This window comes from Chryseobacterium polytrichastri (assembly GCF_900142445.1).
In the GTDB taxonomy this organism is placed as follows: domain Bacteria; phylum Bacteroidota; class Bacteroidia; order Flavobacteriales; family Weeksellaceae; genus Chryseobacterium; species Chryseobacterium polytrichastri.
In genome coordinates this window covers 49,077-73,876 of sequence record NZ_FRAV01000028.1, presented here as the reverse complement: position 1 = coordinate 73,876, position 24,800 = coordinate 49,077, and the positions used below count along the sequence as shown (strand labels likewise).

The following is a 24,800-nucleotide window of genomic DNA, read 5'->3' as shown; positions in this document are numbered from 1 at the left end:
TTTAACCGCAAAAGTGACAAAAGATTAACAAATTAGTCACTTTAAGTTGAGCATTAGGCTACAAATAAGAGCACATAAGTTTTTAAAAATCTTTGCATATTGAGCGGAGTCGAAATATTATTCTTTGGTATACTTTTGCTTTCTCAATAACCAATCCTTAATAAATCAACGATAGCTTTTGATTCTTTTGCGGTTAAATTTTTAATTAGTTTAAACAGGTTCTTTATCTAAAGAACATTCTTTATGCATTTTTTTGATTAAAAAGATAATGTACTGATAACGTGTTTTTCTAATGCAAAGCTTTAGCTTCATTATGCATATTTTCAGGAAGCAAAGGATAGAATCAACTTCATTAATTCGTCGAAGCGTATGAATAGGTAACAGCTTCATCAGCGACGAAGTCGCATCACTTTGCTCACTTAAAATAAAGCAAAACTATTCATAACCTTTGCGTTAATCTTTTGCTATCAGAATAAAAATTTAGAATTCAATAAAAAAAGCGCTCAGTAAAAACTGAACACTTTCGTAATTAAAACTATATGAACCTCCCCTAAAAATACTTTCTGCAGAGATATTCTACAGTCGTATTTAAAAGTTTATTTTTATTCAGAAAGAACTCAAGTTCCTGATATTCTTCTGAATTTACATTAATATATAATTGTACTGAACCAAAGCTATAGCCATTCACATATTCCACATTAGCTGATAACACCCTGTGACAAATTCCGAACTGATGATAAATAGTATTCATTACATGTTCGAATTTCATTTTCCCATTTAATTCTATTTCAAGTATCAATTCTTTTTTAGGCAGGCTGATTCTTTTGGGTAAAACCTGCACAGTTGGATTTGGTGTAATCATAACTAAATATTTTTTTGGTTAGACTTGTCTTGACTTAACTCATTTCATTTGTTTAAATCTTTGACAAAAATATAAAAAATTATTAGTCCACCAAATTAGTAGACTAATAATTTTCAATTTATTTTCTTTGCTAGTAATTTTTAGCGAGAACCCTTTTGAATTTTATCCATAAAAAAACGGACTTTAGTCCGTTCCTATTGATATGAGTACCGTTATTTCGATTATTTTAATTCCTTTATTCTTTCCAATTTATCTGATGCAGCTAATCCGTTGGGATTGCAACCTAATTCACCTTCCGGAACTTTAAGATTTTTCTTTTGATAGAATTGCTCCCAAAACTCATTGGTTTTACCTGTTTTTGGATCAATGAAAGTCATCGGTTCCAATTTAAAGATATGATCTTTCCTAAATGCTCTTTCAATAAAATCTGAACAGTAATAAGAGTTTTCATCTAAAATATAATTGAAATTATAGGGTTTACCTAACATTCCTTCTGCTTTTTGAATGGCTGCAGGAATCGTATTTTGATATTCTGTTTTTAGACGATACACCACTACTCTTTGTCCGTCATTCGCCTGATCTTTTAGAAAATCTTTTAAACTTTGTTTTTGCGAGCCTCCTTTTGGTGCTGCATGAAGAACAAATGCTTCATTTCCTTTCTTTTCTAAAATTCCGATATGATCAAAAGATGCACTTTTCTGTTTTTGGGTCACATTATTAATGGCACCCGATAATCCGGTTTCTTTTGCCGTCACAAAAAGAAGGTCACCTTTTTTCAGATCTGAAACTACCGAATTTTTACAAGCTGATAAGAGCATCAAAACAAAAACGGCAAGTATTTTAAATAAGTAATTATTTTTTAAATTGTGTCTCATAAATAGAAATCCAGTCTTGTAAAGTCATTTTTTTGCTCACCTCAGCTAATAATTCAAAAGGAATATCATCCATATTTTTAAAACGAATGCATGATTTTCCCATATCTAATTTTCTCTTAGAATATTTTGGAAACTCAGCTACAAACCAATCCAACAATTCTGGTTTTGCATAGATTCCCATGTGGTATAATGCAATAAAATTTTTCTGAGAAGCTAATGACATAAACGGAAGCGGTGACCCCGGCGTACAATGATAACCGGCAGGATACGTCTCTAACGGAACTGCCCAACCTACCATTCCATAGCTGATATTTTCTTTGAAACCCTGTGGTAAATTATCATTAACTACATTAAATATTTTTCTGAAAACCTCCTGTCTTTCTTCGGGAATCTTGGAGATATAATCTTCTACAGAATCTGCTTGAATTTGCATTGTCTATTAATTTTCGAATTCCCAAAATAACAACATTTATATGAATCATGTATTACAAAATTTAATGCAAATAAAAAAGACAGCTATACTTTCATATAACTGCCTTCCTGTTTAAGTCTAAAAATTGATTATTGCTTGATAATTTTTGTAATTGATTTTGAACCGTCTTTGAAAGTAATAGATACCAAATACAGTCCTGAATTCAGCATACTCAGATTAAGTTCTTTTCCAGGATTATCAATAAGTTTTACCACTCTTCCTGAAACATCATTAATTGTTATAGATTTCACTTCTTTCATATCAGAAATATATAATACTTCTCTAAATGGATTAGGGTGTAGAGAAAGAGATTTTTTACCATTAACCTCAGCTGTTGCTAAGGTAGCAGCCTCCCAATATACATCATCCCAATAATACGTTTTTGCATCATTCGAACTTTTTATTGCCAGTCTTGCATTCGCAGGAACTGAAGAAGGAACAATTACTGTATATTCTGAATTCGCATCTGTATAGGTAGTATTCGTAATTGATAGCGCCTGTAATAAAACAAAACTATTGGTATCTGCAATATTGGTAACATATCCTACATTTAGAGTACCTCCGGCAGTGGTTGTCACTCTGGCTTTAAGTCTTAATTTATGGGTTCCTGCACTAATATTACTAAACACAGGAAGAATTACTGTGGTAGGCGTAGAAGCAGCACTTGTATACTGATAAAGATTTCTGGTACCGGAAGCTGGTGTAGCTGATGCAATTGTCTGACTGCCTGTGCCTGCCAATCTTACCCAACAGTCCGGAACTATATTTCCTGTACCATAAGAATCAAAATTCTCAAACATCGTAGTTATCGTACCGCACAGTGTTTTGAAGTTACCTGAAAAGGACCATACACTTTGTCCTGTTGAATTATTACATTTTGTTCTTACCCAATAATAATATACTGTATTTGGAGATAAGCTATCAATCATAGTACTTGTTCCTGAAATCCCTGCAATTGTTGGCGTCGTGCCAGTTGTAGGAGCCGTATTGGTTGTGCTATAATAGATTTCGTAATTTGAAGCCTGTGTACTTGTAGGAACTGTCCAAGAAACCTGAGCAGTACTAGAAGTAAGAGTGCCCACAGCTTGCAACGTTGGAACTCCACAATCCGAATATGCATCAGCCGAAAAAGCAAAAATATTAGGAACCCCTGATCCTGCAGTTTTCGTTACTGTTACACTTTGTATAGGTTTTGCCTGATTTGCGGCATCTATAGCAAATAAAGACTGGTACAATCTAGGATTGGTAGTACTGGATTCTAAAACATTATTGGTTCTGTTAATTCTTCCAATTCCCTGAATCGCAAAATTAGCCCCATCATACCAATCCGAAAGATTTACCCCCGAAAAAGTCTGACTTGAATTGTCTGTAAAGTTAACTTTAACCTCAACAGATGAAGAACCGCTACCACTTGTAGACAGCATATATAATTTGGTAGCTGCCTTAGGTGTAGCAAACACTAAAGTTCCGCTTAGAGATGTAGCAACAAGTTTTAGAGAATTATTCGAGCTAAGATCTGCCAATTGATAACTTAATCCCGGAGTGGAAGCAATTACTGAATTGATTGTTCCGTTAGCAGGTATCCCATAGGTCATTGGAGCGCTGGATGATGTTAACTGATAATCTCTCGCTACAAATGCAAAAGAAACTCCATCTACATCTGTTGTTGTAGAAATCGCTGCCGATCCTATCCCGTTAGCGATTACATCCGCAGTATAACCAGATTGTATCGGCATTGTTTGAAAATTTTGCGCCATCATCACTGATGCAGAGAAAAGAGCAGCAATATTTAAAGCTCCAAAAAATAGCTTTGCTTTCATATTAATTAGTTTTGTGGTCATAAATTTAATAAAAAAACAACACAAAACATATTTTTATATAATTATTTAAAATAAAAAGCATCAAAAAACACCAAATACACATTAAAAATTAAAATTTAATATTACATATTTAAACCTAAAATAGAACACAATCAAGATTATTCGCTATCATAAAACTAAAAAACCAACTAATTAAACAATTCACCACAGAAGCCTTTATTCATAATTTTATTATTGAAGAATTAAATCTTATTTTTGTCATACAAATTTTTTGAACAATGCCTAATATTTCAAACAGAGCACAACACATGCCGCCTTCGCCGGTAAGAAAACTGGTTCCTTTTGCCCTAAAAGCAAAACAAAAAGGAATAAAAGTATACCACCTTAATATCGGACAACCTGATATTGAAACTCCGGAAACGGCTTTAAATGCTTTAAAAAACATTGATTTAAAAGTATTAGAATATGCACTTTCTGAAGGAAATATAGAATACAGAAAAGCGCTTACAGAGTATTATCATTCATTAGATTTTACAGATCTTACGCCTGATAATTTCATCGTAACCAACGGAGGTTCTGAAGCATTAAACTTCGCTATCTCAACCTTATGTGATGATGGTGATGAGGTAATCATTCCTGAACCTTATTACGCTAACTATAACGGCTTTACAAGTACATTCAATGTAAATGTAGTGGCAGTACCTTCAACTATTGAGACAGGTTTTGCCCTTCCTCCGATTGAAGAATTTGAGAAAAAAATTACAGAGAAAACAAGAGCAATCGTTATCTGTAACCCTGGAAATCCAACAGGATATCTTTACACTCGTGAAGAACTTCAAAAATTAGCAGAAATTGCTTTAAAATACGACATCGTTGTAATCTCTGATGAGGTTTACAGAGAATATGTTTATGATGGAAAGCAACAAGTTTCAATGCTTGCTTTTCCTGAATTAAGCGAAAACTGTATCATCATTGATTCTGAATCTAAGCGTTACTCTATGTGCGGTGTAAGAATCGGATGTTTGCTTACCCGTTCTAAAAAAATTCATGATGCAGCTATGCTTTTTGCACAGGCAAGATTGAGCCCTGTTTTATTGGGACAAATTGCAGCAACCGCAGCTCACCAAAATGACGGAGCATACATTAGAGCGGTAAGAGAAGAATACACACACAGAAGAAACGTTTTAGTTGATTTACTTAATGCTATTCCTGGTGTAATATGCCCTAAACCTAAAGGTGCATTTTACTGTGTAGCTGAACTTCCTGTAGATGATACAGAAAAGTTTGCACAATGGTTGCTAGAAAAATATTCTTTCAACAACGAAACCATTATGGTGGCGCCAGCAGGAGGATTCTACAGCAATCCTGAATTAGGAAAAAAACAAGTAAGAATTGCTTACGTCTTAAACGAAGAAGACTTAAGAAAGAGTGTTGAAATTTTAAAAAATGCTCTTCAACAATATAAATTAGAGTTCAACCTTTAATTATTAAAAGATGTCAGCAATAAAGATCAATCGTTTGAAGATGTTATTTTCAACATTTTTATTGCTGATATTTTTTTCATGCAAGAAAGAAAACGAAAAGGTTAATGAAAAGCCAAATGAGATCACATCCATCAACGTATCAATGGTAGGTGGGAAATTAGGATACTACAAGATCATTAACGTTTCGAAAGATTCTATTAAACTCCCACAAGGTATTTCCACAAAGAATATCCACAAACAACGGAATTCTGCCATCACCCCAGAAACCTGGAAAAAATTGACCTCAACAATTGATCCTAAAACGCTTGGTAAAATAAAAAGTTCTGAAAGTATTCAGCCTATAGACGGAGCTGATGAAAGTTTCCAGATTAAGACATCTCAAAAATCTTACTTTTATTTAAACTCTTATAATGACACCATTTATTATAGACAGTTGCAAGCATTCAAAGATCAAGTAGAAAAAATTCTCCCAAAAGAATACCAATAAACCCATGCAAGAAAATTTTTCTCTTAAACCCTACAATACTTTTGGCGTAGAAGCCAATGCAAAATATTTTATTGAAGTACATTCAATTGAAGAATTAAAAGATGCTTTAAAATTCTCCAACGCTCAATCTCTCCCACTTTTATTTTTAGGAGGTGGAAGCAATATTTTGTTGACAAAAGATTTTGACGGATTAGCGATTAAACTTAATCTAAAAGGAATTACAGAAAATCAATCTGGAGAAAATACTATTTTAGTTACGGCGCAATCTGGAGAAAACTGGCATGAGCTTGTGATGTATACTTTAGAAAAAAATTATGGTGGACTAGAAAACCTTTCCCTGATTCCCGGAAATGTAGGAACTTCACCAATGCAGAATATCGGAGCTTACGGAACAGAGATTAAAGACGTTTTTGTTAACTGTAAAGTTTTAAACTTAGAAACCTTAGAGGTTGAAGTTTTTGATATCGAAAAATGCAGATTCGGTTACAGAGATTCTATTTTCAAGCAGGAAGGCAAAGGAAAATATGTGATTTTGGAAGTTACTTTTAAATTAACAAAAGAGAATCATATTATTAAAACTGAATATGGAGCGATTAAATCTGAATTAGAGAAATTAGGTATTGAAAATCCAACGATTCAGGATGTTTCAAAAGCTGTAATCAACATCAGACAAAGTAAACTTCCAGATCCTAAAGTTACCGGAAATGCAGGAAGTTTCTTTAAAAACCCCACCATTCCTTTAGCTCAATTTGAAGAATTGAAAGATAAATTTGAGAATATCCAAGGATATCCCAACGGAGAATTCGTTAAAGTTCCTGCCGGCTGGCTGATTGAACAATGCAGCTGGAAAGGAAAACAAATTGAAAATGTTGCTTCTCACCCATTGCAGTCTTTGGTGATCATCAACGCTACCGGAAATGCTACCGGAAAAGAAATCTTCGATTTTTCCACAAAAATCATCCATTCTGTTAACGAAAAATTTGGCATAGAACTGGAGAGAGAAGTGAATATTATATAAATTTTAAGAATTATTATGTAAATTTTTCACAAGTTATTTTCTGATTTTTATTAATTATTTTTATTTATTCTAAATAAAGTGCTACTTTTGCACTGCTTTATTTAGAACAAAGAAGAATGATCAAATATTTATCAATTGCTATTATATTACTAGGTGGAACACAGCTTGCTTACGCTCAGGAAGACCAATCGCAATTGAACCTTACTGTTCAAGACGAAAACAAAAAAGCACTTAAAGGTGCAACTATCATTGTAGATAACTCTACTTTAACGACTGATAATAATGGTAATATTACCATTTCTTTACCTTCAGGAACCGGAAAACATCATATAAGAATTGTTCATCCCAATTATCAGGAAAAAGAAATCAATCTTTCTCCATCAAGTCAAAAAAACATAACCTTCCAACTTCAACCCGTAAACAAGCTTGAAGAGGTTGTTATATTCTCTAAAGAAGGAAAAGGCTTAACCACAAAATCTGTTATTGACAGAGAAGCGATGCAGCATTTGCAGCCTTCAAGTTTTACAGATTTAATGGAACTTCTTCCGGGAGGATTGGCAAAAGTACCTAACTTAAGCGGAGTAAACAGACCTACTCTTCGTGAAAATACAGGAGGTTATAGTGGTAACGAGTACAAAACATCCTCGCTTGGAGTACAGTTTATGATTGATGACAATATCATTAACTCCAATGCCGAAATGCAAATTTCTGTAGACAACAAGCAGTTTTCAGAAGCTGTAAAAGGTAGGGAAACCGCTTACTCAGGAATTGATATGCGAACAATTTCTACAAACGACATTGAAAAAGTAGAAATTATTCGAGGTATTCCTTCAGCAGCCTATGGAGATCTAACATCAGGATTGATTAAAATTGAGCGTAAAATTGGACAATCTCCTTTGCAGGCAAGATTCAAAGCAGACGGCTTCAGTAAACAATATTATGTAGGAAAAGGTTTTAAAATTAATGATAAATGGCAAATAAGCGCCAGTGCAGATTTCTTAGATTCAAAAGCTACCCCAACGGATGATTTTGAAAACTATCAACGTATTACAGCTTCCCTTCGTTCCAAAAAGATTTCAACACTTTGGTCAAGAACATTAGAATGGAAATCAAACATCGATTTTTCAACCAATATTGATACTAAAAAATACGATCCGGATAATGGATACACTGATATAGACAACTATGAATCTAATAACAAGAAAATAAGTTTTGCTAATAATTTTATTTACCACTTAGATAAGGCTGCATTCTTTAACAAAGCCACTTTGAATACATCTATTCGGGCAGGATTTGAAAAAATTGAACAAAGAAAACTTGTACAGTTATCCGGTCCACGTTCTTTCTCTTTAGCTTACGATCAAGGAGAAAATGTTGGCTTCTTTCCAGATTTACGATATGTTACAGAGTTTTCAACAGAAGGAAAACCTTTAGATATAACGGTACTTTTCAAAACAAATGGTACAAAAAGAATAGCAGGAATTACTCATGATTATGAAGCAGGGCTCGACTGGAGATATTCTAAAAATAATGGGAATGGGTTAGTCTATGATATGAGAACACCACCCTCTGCAGCATCAGGAATACAAAGACCTAGAGCTTTTAATGATATTCCGGCATCCAATTTATTAGCTGCTTTTGCAGGAGACCAAATGAGCTATGCAATCAATCAACATAAATTCACGCTTTACGCAGGTTTGAGAGTATCTAAAAATTTAGGCATTGATAATTCTTACGCAATAAGCAAAAAAGTTTTCACAGAACCAAGATTGAATTTACAATATAGCTTACCTCATTTAATGATCAATAATTTTCCTTTGAAAACGGATGTTACATTAGGATATGGACAGTTCTATAAACAGCCGACTTTAGGAATGCTTTACCCGAATAAACAATATTGGGATTACACACAGTTAAATTATTACAATAATGACGCACAATATCGATATGTAAATTTCATGACCTATGTACAATCGAGAGAAAATAAAGAAATTGAAGCTGCAAAAAGTATTAAGAAAGAAATCCGTTTAGATTTAAGTTACAGAAACAATGATTTTTTTATTACTTATTTTAAAGAAGACATGACTAATGGCTTCCGTAATATGCTTCACACGGCTATTCATGATTACAAACAATATGACCAATCACAGATAGACCTTTCACAATGGACTCCTAATGGACCGGATCTCACCAATGTAGATTATGTTGTAAAACATGCTTACGGATCTTATTCTCTTAATGAAAACGGAAGTGCAACTTTGAAACAAGGAATTGAATTTGGATATACTTCTCCCAGAATCAAGGCAATCAACACGAGATTTACATTCACAGGAGCTTGGTTCAAAACACAATATAGAAACACAATTGCTGTTGTAGAAGCACCTCTAAAATCTATCGGAGAAGACGGATTTCCTTACTACGGAATTTATCAAAATGACGATGGTTATATGAATTCAAACGTGAATTATAATCTTTTTATTGATACGTATTTACCTAGCTTAGACCTTACAGTTTCAGCTTCTTTCCAAGGAAGTTTATATGACCATCGAAGAAATGATCAAAGAATTCCGGAGCCTATTTCTTACTATGGAATTGATGGAGTAATACATCCTTTTACAGATGCAGACAGAACAGATATTTACAAACAATGGTTGGTAAGAAATGTTTCAATTACTGATAATTTACCAACATTATACACCTTTAGTATTAACGGAAATCTTAAGGTTACAAAGAGTATTTATAAGTCTTTAAAAACGTCAATGTTTGTCAACAGACTTTTCAACTATAGTGCACCTTATACTTTTAATAATACAAGAGTTTACAGAAAAGGAGCCAACACTCCATATTTTGGAATGGAATTAAACTACAATTTTTAATATATATCAAAAGAAAATAACATGAAGAAAAGAGTTTTACTATTAAGTTTAGTAGCAATAATGACAACAACATTTACTGTGACATCATGTTCTAGTGATGATGATTTTGGAGCAACGGCTACCCAAAACGGAGTGTTAACTTTAAATTTTTCCGGAGAGAATATTACCTCTTATCAAACTTTAGACATCGAGATTAAGGAAGTTAACACAGGAGCTATCAACAAGAAAACAATTCAGAACACTAGCGCGTTTTCTTTTCCGCTGCCTTACGGATCATATAAAATTTCAGTAAATGGTATTGTAATTGCGAGTAATGAAGAATTGCAAGCAGGCGCTTCAGCACAAACAGATTTAACATCTCCAGTTACCAATCTTACCATTCCTTTAATTATTAAAAGATTCCATGATGATTTTATTATTGAAGAAGTTTTCTTTACAGGAGTAAAAACTACAGATAACAAGAATTATAACTCAAGTCGCTATTTTAAATTAACGAATAACACAAACAAGATATTATATGCAGATAGATTGATTCTTGCGCAGTCAGAATTCCTTACCACAGATGATAAAAATCCCACTCCATATAATACAAACTTAGCATTTCCTGTAAAAGGGGTAATGGTATTGCCTGGCGCAGGAACTGATTACCCTATAAAACCAGGTGACTTCCTTGTCATTGCTGATAATGCAATCAATCATAAACAAAATACAAGCACAGCTTATGATTTACATAATGCCAACTTCGAGTTTCCTTCAACAAACCCTACTTTAGGACAGGTTGATAATCCTGATGTACCAAATGTTAAAGTTATCTATTCTCAGATGACGTATAACATGTTCTTTTTACACAACAGAGGGTTTGAAAGTTATGTTATCGCGCGTTTTCCTGTTGGAGAAAATGAAACTACATTCTTAACCGGCCGCAAATATGATTACACTTATCTAAACAGTGCGGGAGGTATAACTTCAAAAAGTGCTTATTCAATCCCGAATTCTTGGATTATTGATGGGGTAAACAACAGTATTCCTACAAAATTCATTCATACCCTTACTTCTGCAAGTATTGATGGAGGATGGACTTCTGTTGGAACAATTGACAATGATGCCGCTCGTTACGGAAAATCTGTAAGACGTAAAGTATCTGGAACAGAAAATGGTAAAAACATTTATATGGATACCAATAATTCTTCAAATGACTTTGTAAAAGATTCTGAGCCAAGTTTAAAAAACGGTATTGTACATCCACAATAAATACTGAATTATTACAATAAATTATGCTAAATATAAAAACGTCTTTCTATTTATTATTGATAACCTTAAGTTCATTTTCTTTAAAAGCTCAGGATAGCCTCAGTCTTTTTAAGACCATCAGCAACCAATACAACGTAGAGAGAAATTTTAAAACCAAATATTACTATAATCCGGCTTCCATGTCGGGTTATAGTTCTTCTTCATTCTCAGAATTCAACGTTGGATATCATAACAATGATGAAAAAGTTTACCGTCAACAATTAGGAAAAGGGGATAAAGGATTAACTGTTGAAGCTAAATCTTTTCAGAAACTAAAACCTAACCGTTTTGTCTGGGGAAGCGCAAGCTATCAAAACCTAAAAAACGGCGCCAACAAATGGAGTGAAAATCTAGATTATGATCGTATTTCACCATATACAACCGCAGATTCTGTTGGAGGAAAATTAAATCTCGAGCGCTATCAATTCGCTGGGGGCTATGTACAAAAGATGAATCGTTGGACAGTAGGAGCTCAGTTGAATTATTCGGCGCAACTTGGATATCGTTCAAAAGATCCAAGATTAAAGAGTACAACTTCTGATTTACGTTTGAATGCAGGGGTAAACTACAACGTTTTCAGACAATATGAAGTAGGTGTTTTTGGTGAATTTAATAAGTATACACAGAACAATACAATTACTTTTCAAAGTTTATTAGGAAGGCCTTACGTTTACCAGATGACAGGTCTTGGGCTCTCTAATTATTTATTTAATGGAGATCTCAATCCCAACTCAGCTTTTGAAGAATTTGGCTACAAAGGAGGGATGCAAATATCCAACAAACAAGGTAGAGATTTTTATCTTCACGCAGCTATCGGAAGGTCAAATATCATAAAAACATATAATACTTCCAGTTCAAATTTTGATCTTTCAGATTTAGAAAACAAAAACTTTGAGTTTGAAGGCGCTAAATTTTTCAATCTAAATGAAAAAAATCGTATCGGTCTTCTAGCAAATTATACTGCTTCTATCAGAACAGGTTCAGAGTACGGTTATTCTCTTAACAACACAACTATAACACAAATTTTCAAAAGAAAATCTTACCGTAAAGAAGATTATGTAACTACGATAAAAGGTTTCTATCAATACAATCAAGACCATTTTTCTATCACGGCTACTCCATTTTATGGATATGAAGAGATTAAAGAAAGAAGACTATATCCTAATTCAGGACAAAAATTTGAATATTCTTATTTCGGAATCAATGCAGATTATAAACAGCAGATTAAAGAAAATCAGGTCTTAAGTTTTCAGCCTTATTTTTCAAAAAGAGTTGTCAACAAATCTATTAACGCATTAGCTGCCACAGGAAATGCGGCTGTTGCTGAATGGATATTTCATGATTATTTGTTTCAGGCAAGTGATATTACCACATTTGGAGCATCATTACGATATGATTTAAAACTGAAAAAACTGCCTGCATTCTTTGTAAGTGCACAGTATCAATCACAAAAAATTCAAAAGAAAAACAATAATTTTGCAGGCGCAAGCATAGGAATAACATTTTAGGGAATGAGAAGAGGTATATATTGGGTTTTAGGATTGGTTTTATTGTTATTATGGAGTTTTACACCAAAGGTCAATCAGGATTTATCAAACATTCAGGATCCGACCATTGAAGACATTGTAAAAAGCTATAAAAAAGCAATCACTGACTGGCCCAAACCAAATATCGATTACGGAGTACAATGGAACGAATTCGCTCCTATTAAAAATGACACAGCTTTCTTTGCAAATCAAGATAAACCTAATGTTATATTAGGGAAAATGCTGTTCTTCGATCCTAAATTGTCAAAATCAAGTCAAGTTTCTTGCAGCTCATGCCACGACCCTGAAATGGGATGGGCAGACCGCAGGCGTGTAGCACTGGGGAATGATCATTTACAAGGAAACAGAAATACCATTTCACTTTATAACATTTCAGAACGCCAGTCTTTTTTCTGGGACGGAAGAGCAAAAACATTAGAAGAGCAAGCTGCAGGCCCATTGAGTGCCCATCACGAAATGGCCATGGACGTAAAAACCTTACCCGCAAAAATACAGGCCGTAAAAGGATACAAAGAACTTTTCAAAAAAGCGTTTGGAACAGACAAAGTAACGTATGACAGAATTGTACAAGCCATCGCCGATTTCCAAAAAACCATTAAAAGTCAGCCAAGCCGATTCGATAGATTTTTAGAAGGAAAATACAACGCCATGTCTGATGAAGAAATTTACGGCATGCATATTTTCAGAACGAAAGCCCGTTGTATGAATTGCCATAACGGACAATACCTTACCGATGAATCTTTCCACAATATTGGATTGACGTATTACAAGAAAAAATACCAGGATCTTGGACTGTATGAAATCACTAAAAAAACAGAAGATGTGGGTAAATTCAGAACGCCGCAACTAAGAGATCTTTTGCTTACACAGCCCTGGATGCACAACGGATTATTCAACGATCTGGAAGGTGTTGTAAATATATACAACAGCGGAATGCATCAAATAGATCCTAGCCCTGAGAAAAAACAACTGGATCCTATATATCCAATGACCGATCCTTTATTAAAGCCTTTACGCCTAACAAAAGAAGAAACCAAAGCTCTTGTTACTTTTCTTGAAGCGCTGTCGGGAACAAAATACAAAATGAGGAGACCTGAATTCCCTGTTGAGTAAAAATTAATCTTCCCAAACGATCTATTTTTTGGTAAAAATTCGATATTTTTAATATTCAAAAAATAATCAATTAAATACGATCATCATGGCAAAAGATTTAACCGAAAAAGAATTTAAAAAACTGATTCAAAAGCATATTGCTAAAAGTAATTATGTGAAAATTTATCTTACGGAAGAAAGTCCTGAAGGCTATGTTGTTGGATTCATTCTTAACGTATCAGATCATTTTTTAATGATTCAGGAAACGTATGATTTTGTTTTATCGGGGATTAAGATTATCCCTTATAAAAGAATATCAAGCATACGTCATAACAGATTTGATAAAATTTCAGAAAAGATATTTTCAGAGGAAGGATTGATAAAATTCAATCAAAAAATTATTGATAATACTTCTTTAAAAAATGGAGAATCATTGTTTAAATCAATAAAAAAACAAAATTTCCATTGCATCGTTGATAGCACAAAAAAGAACAAAGACCTGTTTTCAATTGGTGAAATTTTAGAGGTAAATGACAAATCTGTAACCATCAAGAATTACGACCCAAGTGGGAAATTCAATAAAAAAGCACATAAAATTTCTTTTAAAAATTTAGAATTCATTACTTTTAATGATAATTATTCTTTAACCTTTAGAAAATACTTAGAGGAATAATTTCATTTTAATACAAAAGCACACATGAAGATAGCTATTCTCGGAGCCGGAAATATGGGCTTATCCTTTTCAAAATCTTTCTTAAAGTATGAATTGATCAAACCTGAAAATTTACATCTTATTACAAGAAATGAATCTAAATTATTAAAAATATCAGAAGAATTTCCACGTTCTAAAATTTCTATTTTTGACGATGTAGATGAACTGGATGCTGATCTTATTATCATTGCTGTAAAACCTCAGGACTTTCAAACGGTTGTTGAAAATTTCAGATTTACCTTAAAGGAAAACCAAATGGTTTTATCCATCATGGCAGGAATTAAGATTGAAAAAATTCAGAAATTATTGAATCATCCATTGGTCGTAAGAGCAATGCCGAACTCTCCTACCCTTTTGGGAATGGGAATTACAGGGTATACTTCTGCAAACGGAATTTCTTTCAGTCAGTTAATTAATATCGAAAGATTATTAAATTCTACAGGAAGATCGGTTTATTTGGAAAATGAAGATTTACTGGATGGCGTAACGGCACTTTCAGGAAGCGGCCCCGCTTATTTCTACTACATCGTAGATGCTATGATAAAAGCGGGAACGGAAATGGGAATTGACGAAAACTTATCTAAACTTTTCGTTCAACAAACCATGTTAGGTGCCTATCATTTGATTAATAATTCAGATAAAACATTGGAAGAATTGATAAAAGATGTTGCTTCCAAAGGCGGAACAACAGAAGCTGCATTAAAAACTTTTGAAGAAAATAATTTCAAAGAGATCCTTAAAAGTGGAATTTTAAATGCTGAGAAACGAGCGAAGGAATTGAATGGATAGAAATTTAAACCATTAAATTTTATTAAGAAGTTAAGATTTTTAAGATAAATACTAAAATACTTTTCAATATCCAATTTGTACTTCCAGAGGAATCTAAACATATTTTGCTAAAATTATTCTGTGAATTACTGTGTTAAGATTCCTCCGGAATGACAAACTTTATGGATAGTAGTAATAAACCTATTTAAGCTTTTTATTTTAATGGTTCAAAAAAATATTATTTCCTAACCATCGGAATCTGCAAATTCGTTGGACGATTTTCTTCGGTATCAAAACCTCTTCCATCCACATTTCTGGCGCCCCAAAACATCATATCTTTATAAAGGTAAACAAGATCATATTCTTTGAAAACATCTCCTTCCTTCAACCCAAAAGGGACAAAGGATTTCTTGAAAATATTTTGTGATTTTCCCACTTCCCATTGATTAAAACCTTCTTTAGCCAGACCATTCAATACGTCTACAAAATTTAGAATCAACGGCGTAACTTCATAGCTTTCGTTGGCTGTAAAATCTACTTTTTGTGCACCTTCCGCAATGGGATGATCGCCCTGCCACTCCACTTCTCCTTTAATCAACATCTTAACCAAAGGAATTTTTCCGAAAGCATCTGCATAATTGATAATCTCTAATTGAAATTTATCATCGGGTAAATAACTAAATTCTCTTGTTAGGTAAAATGGTTTCAAGCTTCCATCTTCATTTTTAAATGAACTTGGTCGAACTTCAACAGCAATACTTTTCCAATCGCCTAATGCTTCTTTTTTTATTTCTTCTACAAATAATCCTTTCTTATCCATTGTATACTTTGTTTTTAGTTATAACAAATGTAATATTTTTGCCTTGTTATTTACTCCAACTGTTCTTTACATTTGTAGTACATTTTTTTGGACCAATGGAAAACAAAAGAAAAAACAAAGACTTTAATCCCAATAATTGTCCAGTCACCCATTTTTACAATAAAGCGGGCGGAAAATGGAAAACGGTCATATTATATGGAGTTAGTAAGCAAGTCAATAGATTCAGTATGCTTCAAAAAGCTATCCCAACAATTAGCAAACAGATGCTCGTGAATCAATTAAGAGAATTGGAAGAAGATCGTATTATTGAAAAAATCACATATGCAGAAATTCCACCTCGTGTAGAATATAAATTAACGGAATATGGAGAATCATTCCTGCCTATCATTATGGTCATTCAAGATTGGGGCTTGAAAGATATGGGACTACAATCTATTGAAAAGCTCTAGGAAAATCAATCAGGAAACTAAACGTTTATAATTCTTTTCAATAAACTGACAGATCAGGAACCCTAAATAAACACCAAACGTATTTAAAATAACATCGTCTGTTTCAAAGATTCCCATTCTTGTAAAATACTGGAGGGCTTCTACAATAACGATTGCCGACATAAAGGAAAAGAGAAGACTTTTCAGATCTCTAAGTCTAGGAAAGATCCAGCCTAGAAAACCAAAAGGGACAAACATTACTATATTTCCTAAAACAATCCTGATAATATCTTCCCAACGAATGGTTCCCTGAACAAACTCTATCGTTGATATCACAGGTTTTATTCTCACAACATTTTCATCATACTGAAATCTGCCCATTCCTAAAAACATCAGATACAGCAAAAATAAAGTGTAGGGAACAATAAATATTTTATAAATTTTCTTTACCATTAATTGCAAATTTATTCATTTCAAAAACATTAAATTTGTGTGTTAAATAAAATTAATGAAATACGTTTTACTTACGCTCATTTCGGCGATGCTGTTGTCTATATCCTGGCCAACTTACGGAATTCCGTTCTTTATATTTTTTGCCCTTGTTCCGCTTTTGATGATGGAACACGGCGTTTCAAAATTTTCCAATTTCAATAGAAAAAGCTGGGTGGTTTTCGGACTTTCCTATCTCTGCTTTGTCATCTGGAATATTGTAACAACAGGCTGGCTATATGGTGCCAAAAATCCTGACGGAAGCCATTCTATGATGGCCGTTATATTTCCTGTGTTGGTTAATTCCTTATTATACTCTTTGGTTTTTCAATGTTATCACTGGTATAAAAATGCGCAGGGAACCTATTGGGGGCTGGCATTTTTCGTAGCGATATGGATGAGTTTTGAAAAATTCCATCTGAATTGGGAACTCACTTGGCCTTGGCTGAATCTTGGAAATGTGTTTTCAGATTATCCAAAGTTTGTTCAGTGGTATGATACCCTGGGAGCAACTGGCGGAAGTTTCTGGATCTTGGTGATTAATGTTCTTATTTTTTACACTTTAAGAATTTGGGAAGCAGGACGAAAACGAAAGAGTTTAATAATCAACACCTCTATTGTAGCTATTTTAATTGTTGTCCCAATGATCATTTCATTGGTGAAATACAATAATTTTAATGAAAAACCAATTGGGCAGGTGAATGTATTGATGCTTCAACCTGACCTTGATCCTTACGCAGAAAAATATTCAACTGACAGTTTAACAATAGAAAATGACCTTTTAAGCCTTGCAGAAAGAAATTCAAAAGGTAAAATTGATTATTATATTGCCCCCGAAACGGCACTTCCGGGAAGAGGTTCTATTTCTGAAACTGCTTTTGAAAAGAGTTTACTTTTAAATAATGTTAAAAGTTTTCTTGTAAAACATCCGGGCGCAGTTTTCTCCACAGGAATTTCTTCCCATCGTTTTTATACAAGCAACAAAGATTTACCCATACAGGCATACCAACTTAATCCGGGACTTTGGGTTGAAAGTTACAATTCAGCAGTTCAGATTGTTCCGAATCAAAAAGTAGAAGTGTATCACAAAGGAAAATTGGTTCCCGGTGTTGAAATATTCCCTTACATGAGTGTTTTAAAACCACTTTTAGGGGATGCCATGCTTAACTTGGGAGGAACTGTTGCTTCATTAGGAATAGATAAAGAAAGGGTTGCATTTTCAAATCCATTCAACAAAGGAAAAATGGCTCCGATCATTTGCTACGAAAGTATTTATGGAGAATTTGTAACCAATTATGTAAAAAAAGGAGCTAATTTCTTCGCCATCATGACCAATGATTCTTGGTGGGGTGTATCCGAAGGCCACAAGCAGCTTTTATCATATGCAAAATTAAGAGCTATCGAAACAAGAAGAGAAATTGCCCGCGCTGCCAACAGTGGAATTTCGGCTCATATTAACGCAAAAGGAGAAATTGTAGAAGATACTTTTTACGGAGATAAAACAACGTTATTTGCTAAAATTAATCTGTATGACACGCAGACTTTCTACACAAGAAGTGGAGATTTATTAACAAGATTTTCATTTTTTGCGTTGGGATTCTTGTTGTTTTATTTCTTGATTAAAAGAGTTCAGAATAAAATGAAAAAGTCTTAATTTTTTCCCCACAGATTACACAGATTTTCACAGATGTTTGTGAATATTTTTTTAAGTTTTGGCTAAAGCCAATTGATTGATATTTTTTTATTAAACTAAAGCCCGTTCCTATTGATATAAATACTATAAAAATTCGTGCTATTTGTGGAAAACATTTGTGAACATTTGTGTTTAAAACAGTTCTCATCTAATAAAAAATAAAATGGCGACCCAGATTTTTCTGAGTCGCCATTTAAAATAAAAGTAGAGAAAGAAAAGCCAGCTGGACGTCTGGCTTTTCTCATTGATTAAGGAAAAAGTTCAATTATTTAATAATGAGTTTTTTGGTGGTTTCTTGTTGTTTTATTTTTAATTTAATCATGTAAACTCCTTTTGGAAGATGAGAAACATTGATCGACTGATCGTTATTTACCATCACATTCAGTTTCCTTCCGTCTATTGAATACATTTCAATATCTGAGACTTTATCTCCTTTTATAAATACCTTTTCTGTAGCAGGATTTGGGTAAATGGAGAACTGGTTTTCTAAACTTATATTTTGAGTTCCTAAAGTATTTTCTGTGGAAATATCAGAATACACTTTTGAAGCATCTATGGATCTTACACTCCAATATACATTCTGAATTGCCGGATCAAGATCTAAGAACCAAGAAGGTGTTGTTACGACATATTTAGCCAGATTCTGAGCACCTGGAGTGGTCCCTACTTTGATTTCGTAGCGCAATGCATTCACTGGCGTTTTATCATCGGAAGCACCAGTCCAAGAGAAATTAAATCTGTCCCCCGTTTTTGTAACATTCAGGTTTGTAGGAGGCGCGGGTTTTAAATTGGTTTCGGACGAAACGTTTTTGAAAATTTTAGTTAATGAAGGCATTGCCGGATCTGCCCAATCAAATCCGGACAATAGAACATCGAGGTGATGATCATTATTATAGTCAAGTAGATGTACAAAACCCGGACCTCCTAAGTTGTACAAACCTGTAGTAGTAGTAGTAGTAGTAGTAGTAGTAGTAGTATTTTCTGTGAAGTTTTGATTGCTTGGGCTATAAGTGAAAACTTTTACCACAGCATCATTATTTTCGTCATTTCCTGATACAATGAAATCATAATATCCATCATTATTTAAGTCGCCAACACTCAACGATGAATCTGAAATTTCAGGAATATTTATATTTTGAGCAGTCAAATGCCCAGCTCCATCATTCATTAAGACTCCAAGATATCCTTTATAGTTTTCATCTTGCGCTGAAACTACAACATCCTGAAAGCCATCTGCATTGAAATCAGCAAACTCTAATTTTCCGCTTGCTAAAGGAGGAAGTGTTTGAGTAAGCGTTAACGTTCCTGCCATATTTAAATATACCTTGAATATGGGATTACTATTACCATCATACCCCAGAATCACCATATCAAGAAGGTGATCGTTATTAAGGTCTACCATTTTAAAACTACTGTTCTGGGTACCTTCCATCCAACCGGAAGTTACTTGAAAACTGCTTCCTGTATTTTGGTAAAAATCTAATTTATTTACAAATCCTACTCCATCAACATATTGAGTTCCATTCAATGCATAATCCTGCAAACCGTCATGGTTAAAGTCGAAAACTTCTAAGGAACCATAAATTTTTCCTTTAAGATCAGCTTCTTTCACAAAACCTGTACCTGTATTTCTGAATCTGTAGTGTTTATAATTTACAATATCCATATAACTTAATCCTGTAGAAATAATATCTGCCAAGCCATCATTATTATAATCAATGAATTTGATATCTCCCAAATGTGTTGCATCTGCTCCCAGATCAGCATAAGGAATAAATGTAGATCCATTGTTTTTATATATTCCATTATAAGTGGTATCTACATTTCCGTCACCATCAGAATCTATTGCTCCATTCACCACAATATCCTGTGCTCCGTCATTATCAATATCCCCTATATCACTGGCCGCATAATAGTAATTACTCATACTGGTCTGAACCTCAGTGAAGGTTTGCGCCATAATCCCTATCGGAAGCATTGATAATAAAATATAGATCTTCTTCATTATTATTTTTATTTAGATTAATTAAAAACAAAGATATAAGATTAATTATTCGATCCAGAATAAAGTCCACATGAATTTTATCAGGCTCAATGTCCATGGTATCTTAAGATTATTCTTATGTATAAATTCAATATTATGAATCAGTCAGTTATTTGTAAATATTTTATAAAACATTTGCCTATCTAAAAAATTCTTCGTTATTTTGCAACCTCAAATATTATACAAATAAGAACATCGAGATATGTCAAGAATTTGCCAAATAACAGGAAAGCGTGCAATGGTTGGTAACAACGTTTCTCACGCTAATAACAAAACGAAGCGTCGTTTTGAAATTAACTTATTAGAGAAGAAATTTTACCTTCCAGAGCAAGATAAGCACGTAACACTGAAAGTATCAGCTCATGGATTGAGAGTGATTAACAAGATTGGAATCGAAGAGGCTATTGAAAGAGGCACTAGAAACGGATTGATTAAAAAGAACTAAATCATGGCAAAAAAAGGAAATAGAGTTCAAGTAATCCTTGAATGTACAGAGCACAAAGAAAGTGGTATGCCAGGAATGTCTAGATACATTTCTACAAAAAATAAAAAGAACACTACAGAGAGATTGGAATTGAAAAAATACAATCCTGTTCTTAAGAGATCTACCCTTCACAAAGAAATCAAGTAATTTATAAATATAATTTACCATGGCAAAGAAAGTAGTAGCAACCCTACAAAGCGGACAGTCAAAAAAAATGACTAAAGTCGTGAAAATGGTGAAGTCTTCTAAATCAGGAGCTTACGTTTTCGAAGAAAAAGTAATGAATGCAGACGAAGTTGACGGTTATTTGAAAAAATAATTCCCACTTTATTTACAATATAAAAAACTACTCATCTTTTGGGTAGTTTTTTTGTTATCTTTGTTGTAAAGAAAGGCAATACAACACCTTATATACAATCAAAATTCTAATATGAGTTGGTTTAAAAACATTTTCAAAAAAGAAGAGAAAGAAACATTAGACAAAGGATTAGAAAAATCCAGTCAAGGTTTCTTCGAAAAAATGACGAAGGCCGTAGTCGGCAAAAGTAAAGTAGATGATGAAGTACTTGATAATTTAGAGGAAATACTCATCGCTTCAGACGTAGGCGCATCAACTACCATCAAGATTATAGAAAGAATTGAAGAACGTGTAGCCAGAGATAAATATGTAAATGTAAGTGAACTGGACAATATTCTTCGTGAAGAGATTTCAGGATTACTATTAGAAAATCCTCATGCAGGAACTGGAAACATTGATACTTCAAAGAAACCTTATGTAATAATGGTTGTGGGGGTAAACGGTGTAGGAAAAACAACGACTATCGGAAAACTGGCACATCAATTTAAATCAGAAGGTAAAAAAGTAGTGTTGGGAGCCGCTGATACATTTAGAGCTGCAGCTGTTGAGCAATTAACAATCTGGAGTGAAAGAGTGGGTGTTTCTATTGTAAAGCAAGATATGGGATCTGATCCGGCTTCTGTTGCTTTCGACACTGTGCAAAGTGCCCAAGCTCAGGGAGCAGATGTTGTTATCATAGATACAGCAGGAAGACTTCACAATAAAATTAATTTAATGAACGAGCTTTCAAAGATCAAAAGAGTAATGCAGAAAGTTATTCCTGATGCTCCTCATGAGATCTTATTAGTTCTTGACGGTTCTACCGGACAAAATGCTTTTGAGCAGGCAAAACAGTTTACAGCAGCTACTGAAGTAAATGCTTTGGCAGTAACAAAACTAGACGGTACAGCTAAAGGAGGTGTGGTGATTGGAATCTCTGACCAATTCCAGATTCCGGTAAAATATATAGGCGTTGGTGAAAAGATGCATGATTTGCAATTGTTTAATGGTACAGAATTTGTTGACTCATTCTTCAAGAAGAGATGATTTTTATCATATCCTTCTTAAAATGACTAAAACACATTCATAAATATTAACAATTAAAAATTAAAACTATGGGAATTTTAACTTGGATCTTATTTGGTCTTATTGCAGGTGCTATTGCAAAAATGATAATGCCTGGAACACAAGGAGGCGGTTGGTTAATGACCATCATCTTAGGAATTGTTGGAGCTTTTGTAGGAGGATTTGTAGGGAGCCTTTTAGGATGGGGAACTGCTGACAGTTTCAATTTCAAAAGTATGTTATTAGCCGTAGGTGGAGCATTAATCGTCCTCTGGATTTACGGAATGGCTACAAAGAAAAGCTAGTTATAGATAAAGAGATAAAAACAAAGAAGCCGGATTTGAAATTCAAATCCGGCTTCTTTTATGAACAATATAATTTAGTCTATTTTAATCTGATAAGGCATTTCCATTTTCACTTCAGACTGTAATTTTTCATTAGTGATCTGGTTTAAAATTTCATAATTTGCTTTACCAATTTTACTTTTAATGATTTTTGCAGAAATCTCATCTTCATTCAGATCATTAAATATTTGCTCAAAGGCAGTCATCTTTTTAGGGAAAGAAGCAACGTTATAAGAGGATTTCAATCCTGCTTTTTGTGCTGCAAATTTAATGGCATCATTTAAAGTTCCTAATTCATCTACTAAGCCAATTTGCTTAGCTCTTGTTCCACTCCATACTCTACCTCCGCCAATATTATCAATCTGCTCAAAAGTTTGTTTTCTATTTTGTGTTACAAAATGTACAAATCTTTTATATGTTCCTTCAACACTTCTCGTAATCATATTTACTCCGTATGGGCTCACCCCGTTTAAAGAAGAATAATATTGAGAATTGGCATTGGTAGCAACAATATCAGAACGTACACCATTTTTATTAGCCAAATCTTTAAAGTAAGGAATCACTCCGAAAACTCCGATAGACCCTGTTAATGTATTAGGCTCAGAATAAATCTTATCCGCTGCCATAGCAATATAATATCCTCCAGATGCTGCGTAATCTCCAAAAGAAACAACAAGTGGTTTTTTCTTTTTTAATTGTTGAAGCTCAAATAAAATTTCGTCAGAAGCATTAGCACTTCCTCCAGGAGAATTAATTCTTAAAACAACAGCTTTTACTTTATCATTTTCCTGTAGTTCTTTGATGTATTTGATATATTTATCAGAATAGATATCATTATAACTATCTCCATTATTAATAGATCCAGATGCATACAAGACAGCCACTTTATCTCCAGATTTATCATCATTAGAATACGAATCAATATATTTACCTAAAGATATTTTATTAAGCTTATCATCCGTCTTTAAACTTAGTTTAGATTTAATTAATTCATCATATTCAGTTTTTTGAATTAATTTATCTGCCAGTTTGTATTTTAATCCCAATTCAGGAATCATTCCATATAAACTGTCTACTACAGTTCTGAACTGTGCGCTATCCATTTTTCTGGAAGTCGCAATTCTTGTAGACGTATTTTTCCAAATATCATTCAAAAGAGTACTTAACTGCTCTCTGTTTTCTGGCGAAATATCATTTCTTAAAAATGGTTCAACAGCAGATTTAAATTTACCATGACGGATCACTTCAATACCAATCCCATATTTATCTGCAAAATCTTTGAAAAAAGCTACTTCTGTTGCAAGACCTTTAAGCTCGATCATTCCTGATGGGTTAAGATAATACTGATCAGCCACAGATCCTAAATAATAAGAAGACTGGGAAACAGCATTACCATAAGCATACACAAACTTTCCACTCTTTTTAAAATCTTCAATTGCACTTCTCAAATCATCAATTTGTGTAATCCCTGCATGTAGATTATCAGCTTCAATACTTATTCCTTTAATATTATCATCCGTTTTAGCTTTGTTGATAGCTTCTATCGCATCATATATTAGAACACTTTTATTTTGATTGCTAATGTTGAATACTCCGGTTTGCTCTTCTGTAGGACTATCAATGATATTTGTTTTTAAATTAATCGTTAATACCGAATTCTTTTTCACTACTACCGATTTATCACTACTCATTGAACTAAATACAAGCATCATAATAAAAAAGAAGAAAAACACGACGCATAGTATCACAATTGCGACTATATTTGCTAATACAATTTTAAAAAAACTTTTCAT

24 protein-coding genes are annotated in these 24,800 nt (G+C 33.5%); 16 read left to right on the top strand and 8 right to left on the bottom strand.

The features are described from left to right. Positions 1–550 precede the first annotated feature (550 nt). From BUB80_RS16490 to BUB80_RS16475, 4 genes are all read right to left on the bottom strand, one after another. Positions 551–862, bottom strand: a complete 312-nt coding sequence (locus BUB80_RS16490; protein ID WP_073295056.1) for an NIL domain-containing protein — start codon at positions 860–862, stop codon at positions 551–553. Positions 863–1,083: 221 nt separating this feature from the next. Then, on the bottom strand, positions 1,084–1,737 hold the full coding sequence (locus tag BUB80_RS16485; protein WP_083547197.1) for a YiiX/YebB-like N1pC/P60 family cysteine hydrolase: 654 nt from the start codon (positions 1,735–1,737) through the stop codon (positions 1,084–1,086). Continuing rightward, positions 1,715–2,170, bottom strand: coding sequence for a DUF1801 domain-containing protein (locus tag BUB80_RS16480; RefSeq protein WP_073295053.1), 456 nt, complete (start codon positions 2,168–2,170; stop codon positions 1,715–1,717). Before BUB80_RS16480 ends, BUB80_RS16485 begins: the two co-directional genes overlap by 23 nt. A 128-nt stretch (positions 2,171–2,298) precedes the next feature. Continuing rightward, a complete protein-coding gene (locus BUB80_RS16475; protein ID WP_228433861.1) occupies positions 2,299–4,029 on the bottom strand; it encodes a T9SS type A sorting domain-containing protein in 1,731 nt (576 codons plus the stop codon). A gap of 278 nt (positions 4,030–4,307) precedes the next feature. Here BUB80_RS16475 and BUB80_RS16470 point away from each other — a divergent pair, with 278 nt between their 5' ends. From BUB80_RS16470 to proC, 9 genes are all read left to right on the top strand, one after another. Then, positions 4,308–5,513, top strand: coding sequence for a pyridoxal phosphate-dependent aminotransferase (locus tag BUB80_RS16470; protein ID WP_073295047.1), 1,206 nt, complete (start codon positions 4,308–4,310; stop codon positions 5,511–5,513). Positions 5,514–5,523: 10 nt separating this feature from the next. Continuing rightward, a complete protein-coding gene (locus BUB80_RS16465; protein WP_073295044.1) occupies positions 5,524–6,000 on the top strand; it encodes a hypothetical protein in 477 nt (158 codons plus the stop codon). Between the two features lie 4 nt (positions 6,001–6,004). Then, positions 6,005–7,018 carry a UDP-N-acetylmuramate dehydrogenase gene (gene murB / locus BUB80_RS16460; protein ID WP_073295042.1) on the top strand — a complete coding sequence of 338 codons (1,014 nt, stop codon included), beginning with the start codon at positions 6,005–6,007 and terminating at the stop codon, positions 7,016–7,018. 116 nt (positions 7,019–7,134) lie between these two features. Further along, positions 7,135–9,894, top strand: a complete 2,760-nt coding sequence (locus BUB80_RS16455; RefSeq protein ID WP_073295039.1) for a TonB-dependent receptor — start codon at positions 7,135–7,137, stop codon at positions 9,892–9,894. 21 nt (positions 9,895–9,915) lie between these two features. After that, positions 9,916–11,145 carry a DUF4876 domain-containing protein gene (locus tag BUB80_RS16450; protein ID WP_073295034.1) on the top strand — a complete coding sequence of 410 codons (1,230 nt, stop codon included), beginning with the start codon at positions 9,916–9,918 and terminating at the stop codon, positions 11,143–11,145. 23 nt (positions 11,146–11,168) lie between these two features. Further along, complete coding sequence (locus BUB80_RS16445; protein WP_073295032.1) at positions 11,169–12,692, top strand: DUF6850 family outer membrane beta-barrel protein; 1,524 nt, start codon at positions 11,169–11,171, stop codon at positions 12,690–12,692. Between the two features lie 3 nt (positions 12,693–12,695). Further along, positions 12,696–13,844: a cytochrome-c peroxidase gene (locus BUB80_RS16440; protein ID WP_073295029.1), complete on the top strand. Its 1,149-nt coding sequence runs from the start codon at positions 12,696–12,698 to the stop codon at positions 13,842–13,844. An 85-nt stretch (positions 13,845–13,929) separates the two neighbouring features. Beyond that, a complete protein-coding gene (locus BUB80_RS16435; protein WP_073295026.1) occupies positions 13,930–14,496 on the top strand; it encodes a hypothetical protein in 567 nt (188 codons plus the stop codon). Positions 14,497–14,520: 24 nt separating this feature from the next. Further along, complete coding sequence (gene proC, locus BUB80_RS16430; protein ID WP_073295024.1) at positions 14,521–15,324, top strand: pyrroline-5-carboxylate reductase; 804 nt, start codon at positions 14,521–14,523, stop codon at positions 15,322–15,324. A gap of 217 nt (positions 15,325–15,541) precedes the next feature. Here the strand turns inward: proC and BUB80_RS16425 are convergent, their stop codons facing one another. Further along, the gene (locus tag BUB80_RS16425; RefSeq protein ID WP_073295021.1) at positions 15,542–16,123 is read right to left on the bottom strand and encodes a hypothetical protein; all 582 of its coding nucleotides are present in this window, start codon (positions 16,121–16,123) and stop codon (positions 15,542–15,544) included. A gap of 95 nt (positions 16,124–16,218) precedes the next feature. Here BUB80_RS16425 and BUB80_RS16420 point away from each other — a divergent pair, with 95 nt between their 5' ends. After that, positions 16,219–16,572 (top strand): winged helix-turn-helix transcriptional regulator, encoded by a 354-nt coding sequence (locus BUB80_RS16420; protein WP_073295017.1) that lies wholly within the window; start codon positions 16,219–16,221, stop codon positions 16,570–16,572. A gap of 9 nt (positions 16,573–16,581) precedes the next feature. Here BUB80_RS16420 and BUB80_RS16415 read toward each other — a convergent pair whose 3' ends face one another. Beyond that, a complete protein-coding gene (locus BUB80_RS16415; protein WP_073295014.1) occupies positions 16,582–17,004 on the bottom strand; it encodes a VanZ family protein in 423 nt (140 codons plus the stop codon). Between the two features lie 55 nt (positions 17,005–17,059). On the opposite strand from BUB80_RS16415, the gene lnt reads away from it, so the two are divergent. After that, a complete protein-coding gene (gene lnt, locus BUB80_RS16410; protein ID WP_073295012.1) occupies positions 17,060–18,694 on the top strand; it encodes an apolipoprotein N-acyltransferase in 1,635 nt (544 codons plus the stop codon). Between the two features lie 304 nt (positions 18,695–18,998). Here lnt and BUB80_RS16405 read toward each other — a convergent pair whose 3' ends face one another. Next, entirely contained in the window at positions 18,999–20,738 is a 1,740-nt protein-coding gene (locus BUB80_RS16405) for a T9SS type A sorting domain-containing protein (RefSeq protein WP_073295009.1), read from the bottom strand. A 241-nt stretch (positions 20,739–20,979) separates the two neighbouring features. On the opposite strand from BUB80_RS16405, the gene rpmB reads away from it, so the two are divergent. The 5 genes from rpmB (at position 20,980) to BUB80_RS16380 (ending at position 22,968) form a co-directional block, all read left to right on the top strand. Next, a complete protein-coding gene (rpmB, locus tag BUB80_RS16400) occupies positions 20,980–21,222 on the top strand; it encodes a 50S ribosomal protein L28 (protein WP_054511814.1) in 243 nt (80 codons plus the stop codon). A gap of 3 nt (positions 21,223–21,225) precedes the next feature. Further along, positions 21,226–21,408, top strand: coding sequence for a 50S ribosomal protein L33 (rpmG, locus tag BUB80_RS16395; protein ID WP_027373683.1), 183 nt, complete (start codon positions 21,226–21,228; stop codon positions 21,406–21,408). A 19-nt stretch (positions 21,409–21,427) separates the two neighbouring features. Further along, the gene (locus tag BUB80_RS16390; protein ID WP_002976755.1) at positions 21,428–21,580 is read left to right on the top strand and encodes a DUF4295 domain-containing protein; all 153 of its coding nucleotides are present in this window, start codon (positions 21,428–21,430) and stop codon (positions 21,578–21,580) included. A gap of 111 nt (positions 21,581–21,691) precedes the next feature. Beyond that, the gene (ftsY, locus tag BUB80_RS16385; RefSeq protein ID WP_073295006.1) at positions 21,692–22,645 is read left to right on the top strand and encodes a signal recognition particle-docking protein FtsY; all 954 of its coding nucleotides are present in this window, start codon (positions 21,692–21,694) and stop codon (positions 22,643–22,645) included. A 68-nt stretch (positions 22,646–22,713) separates the two neighbouring features. Beyond that, entirely contained in the window at positions 22,714–22,968 is a 255-nt protein-coding gene (locus BUB80_RS16380; RefSeq protein ID WP_073295003.1) for a GlsB/YeaQ/YmgE family stress response membrane protein, read from the top strand. A gap of 74 nt (positions 22,969–23,042) precedes the next feature. Here the strand turns inward: BUB80_RS16380 and sppA are convergent, their stop codons facing one another. Continuing rightward, complete coding sequence (gene sppA, locus BUB80_RS16375) at positions 23,043–24,800, bottom strand: signal peptide peptidase SppA (protein ID WP_073295001.1); 1,758 nt, start codon at positions 24,798–24,800, stop codon at positions 23,043–23,045.

Coding starts and splice junctions, on each gene's coding strand:
- BUB80_RS16490 (WP_073295056.1), bottom strand. CDS start 862: ATGATTACACCAAATCCAACTGTGCAGGTTTTACCCAAAAGAATCAGC.
- BUB80_RS16485 (WP_083547197.1), bottom strand. CDS start 1,737: ATGAGACACAATTTAAAAAATAATTACTTATTTAAAATACTTGCCGTT.
- BUB80_RS16480 (WP_073295053.1), bottom strand. CDS start 2,170: ATGCAAATTCAAGCAGATTCTGTAGAAGATTATATCTCCAAGATTCCC.
- BUB80_RS16475 (WP_228433861.1), bottom strand. CDS start 4,029: ATGAAAGCAAAGCTATTTTTTGGAGCTTTAAATATTGCTGCTCTTTTC.
- BUB80_RS16470 (WP_073295047.1), top strand. CDS start 4,308: ATGCCTAATATTTCAAACAGAGCACAACACATGCCGCCTTCGCCGGTA.
- BUB80_RS16465 (WP_073295044.1), top strand. CDS start 5,524: ATGTCAGCAATAAAGATCAATCGTTTGAAGATGTTATTTTCAACATTT.
- murB (WP_073295042.1), top strand. CDS start 6,005: ATGCAAGAAAATTTTTCTCTTAAACCCTACAATACTTTTGGCGTAGAA.
- BUB80_RS16455 (WP_073295039.1), top strand. CDS start 7,135: ATGATCAAATATTTATCAATTGCTATTATATTACTAGGTGGAACACAG.
- BUB80_RS16450 (WP_073295034.1), top strand. CDS start 9,916: ATGAAGAAAAGAGTTTTACTATTAAGTTTAGTAGCAATAATGACAACA.
- BUB80_RS16445 (WP_073295032.1), top strand. CDS start 11,169: ATGCTAAATATAAAAACGTCTTTCTATTTATTATTGATAACCTTAAGT.
- BUB80_RS16440 (WP_073295029.1), top strand. CDS start 12,696: ATGAGAAGAGGTATATATTGGGTTTTAGGATTGGTTTTATTGTTATTA.
- BUB80_RS16435 (WP_073295026.1), top strand. CDS start 13,930: ATGGCAAAAGATTTAACCGAAAAAGAATTTAAAAAACTGATTCAAAAG.
- proC (WP_073295024.1), top strand. CDS start 14,521: ATGAAGATAGCTATTCTCGGAGCCGGAAATATGGGCTTATCCTTTTCA.
- BUB80_RS16425 (WP_073295021.1), bottom strand. CDS start 16,123: ATGGATAAGAAAGGATTATTTGTAGAAGAAATAAAAAAAGAAGCATTA.
- BUB80_RS16420 (WP_073295017.1), top strand. CDS start 16,219: ATGGAAAACAAAAGAAAAAACAAAGACTTTAATCCCAATAATTGTCCA.
- BUB80_RS16415 (WP_073295014.1), bottom strand. CDS start 17,004: ATGGTAAAGAAAATTTATAAAATATTTATTGTTCCCTACACTTTATTT.
- lnt (WP_073295012.1), top strand. CDS start 17,060: ATGAAATACGTTTTACTTACGCTCATTTCGGCGATGCTGTTGTCTATA.
- BUB80_RS16405 (WP_073295009.1), bottom strand. CDS start 20,738: ATGAAGAAGATCTATATTTTATTATCAATGCTTCCGATAGGGATTATG.
- rpmB (WP_054511814.1), top strand. CDS start 20,980: ATGTCAAGAATTTGCCAAATAACAGGAAAGCGTGCAATGGTTGGTAAC.
- rpmG (WP_027373683.1), top strand. CDS start 21,226: ATGGCAAAAAAAGGAAATAGAGTTCAAGTAATCCTTGAATGTACAGAG.
- BUB80_RS16390 (WP_002976755.1), top strand. CDS start 21,428: ATGGCAAAGAAAGTAGTAGCAACCCTACAAAGCGGACAGTCAAAAAAA.
- ftsY (WP_073295006.1), top strand. CDS start 21,692: ATGAGTTGGTTTAAAAACATTTTCAAAAAAGAAGAGAAAGAAACATTA.
- BUB80_RS16380 (WP_073295003.1), top strand. CDS start 22,714: ATGGGAATTTTAACTTGGATCTTATTTGGTCTTATTGCAGGTGCTATT.
- sppA (WP_073295001.1), bottom strand. CDS start 24,800: ATGAAAAGTTTTTTTAAAATTGTATTAGCAAATATAGTCGCAATTGTG.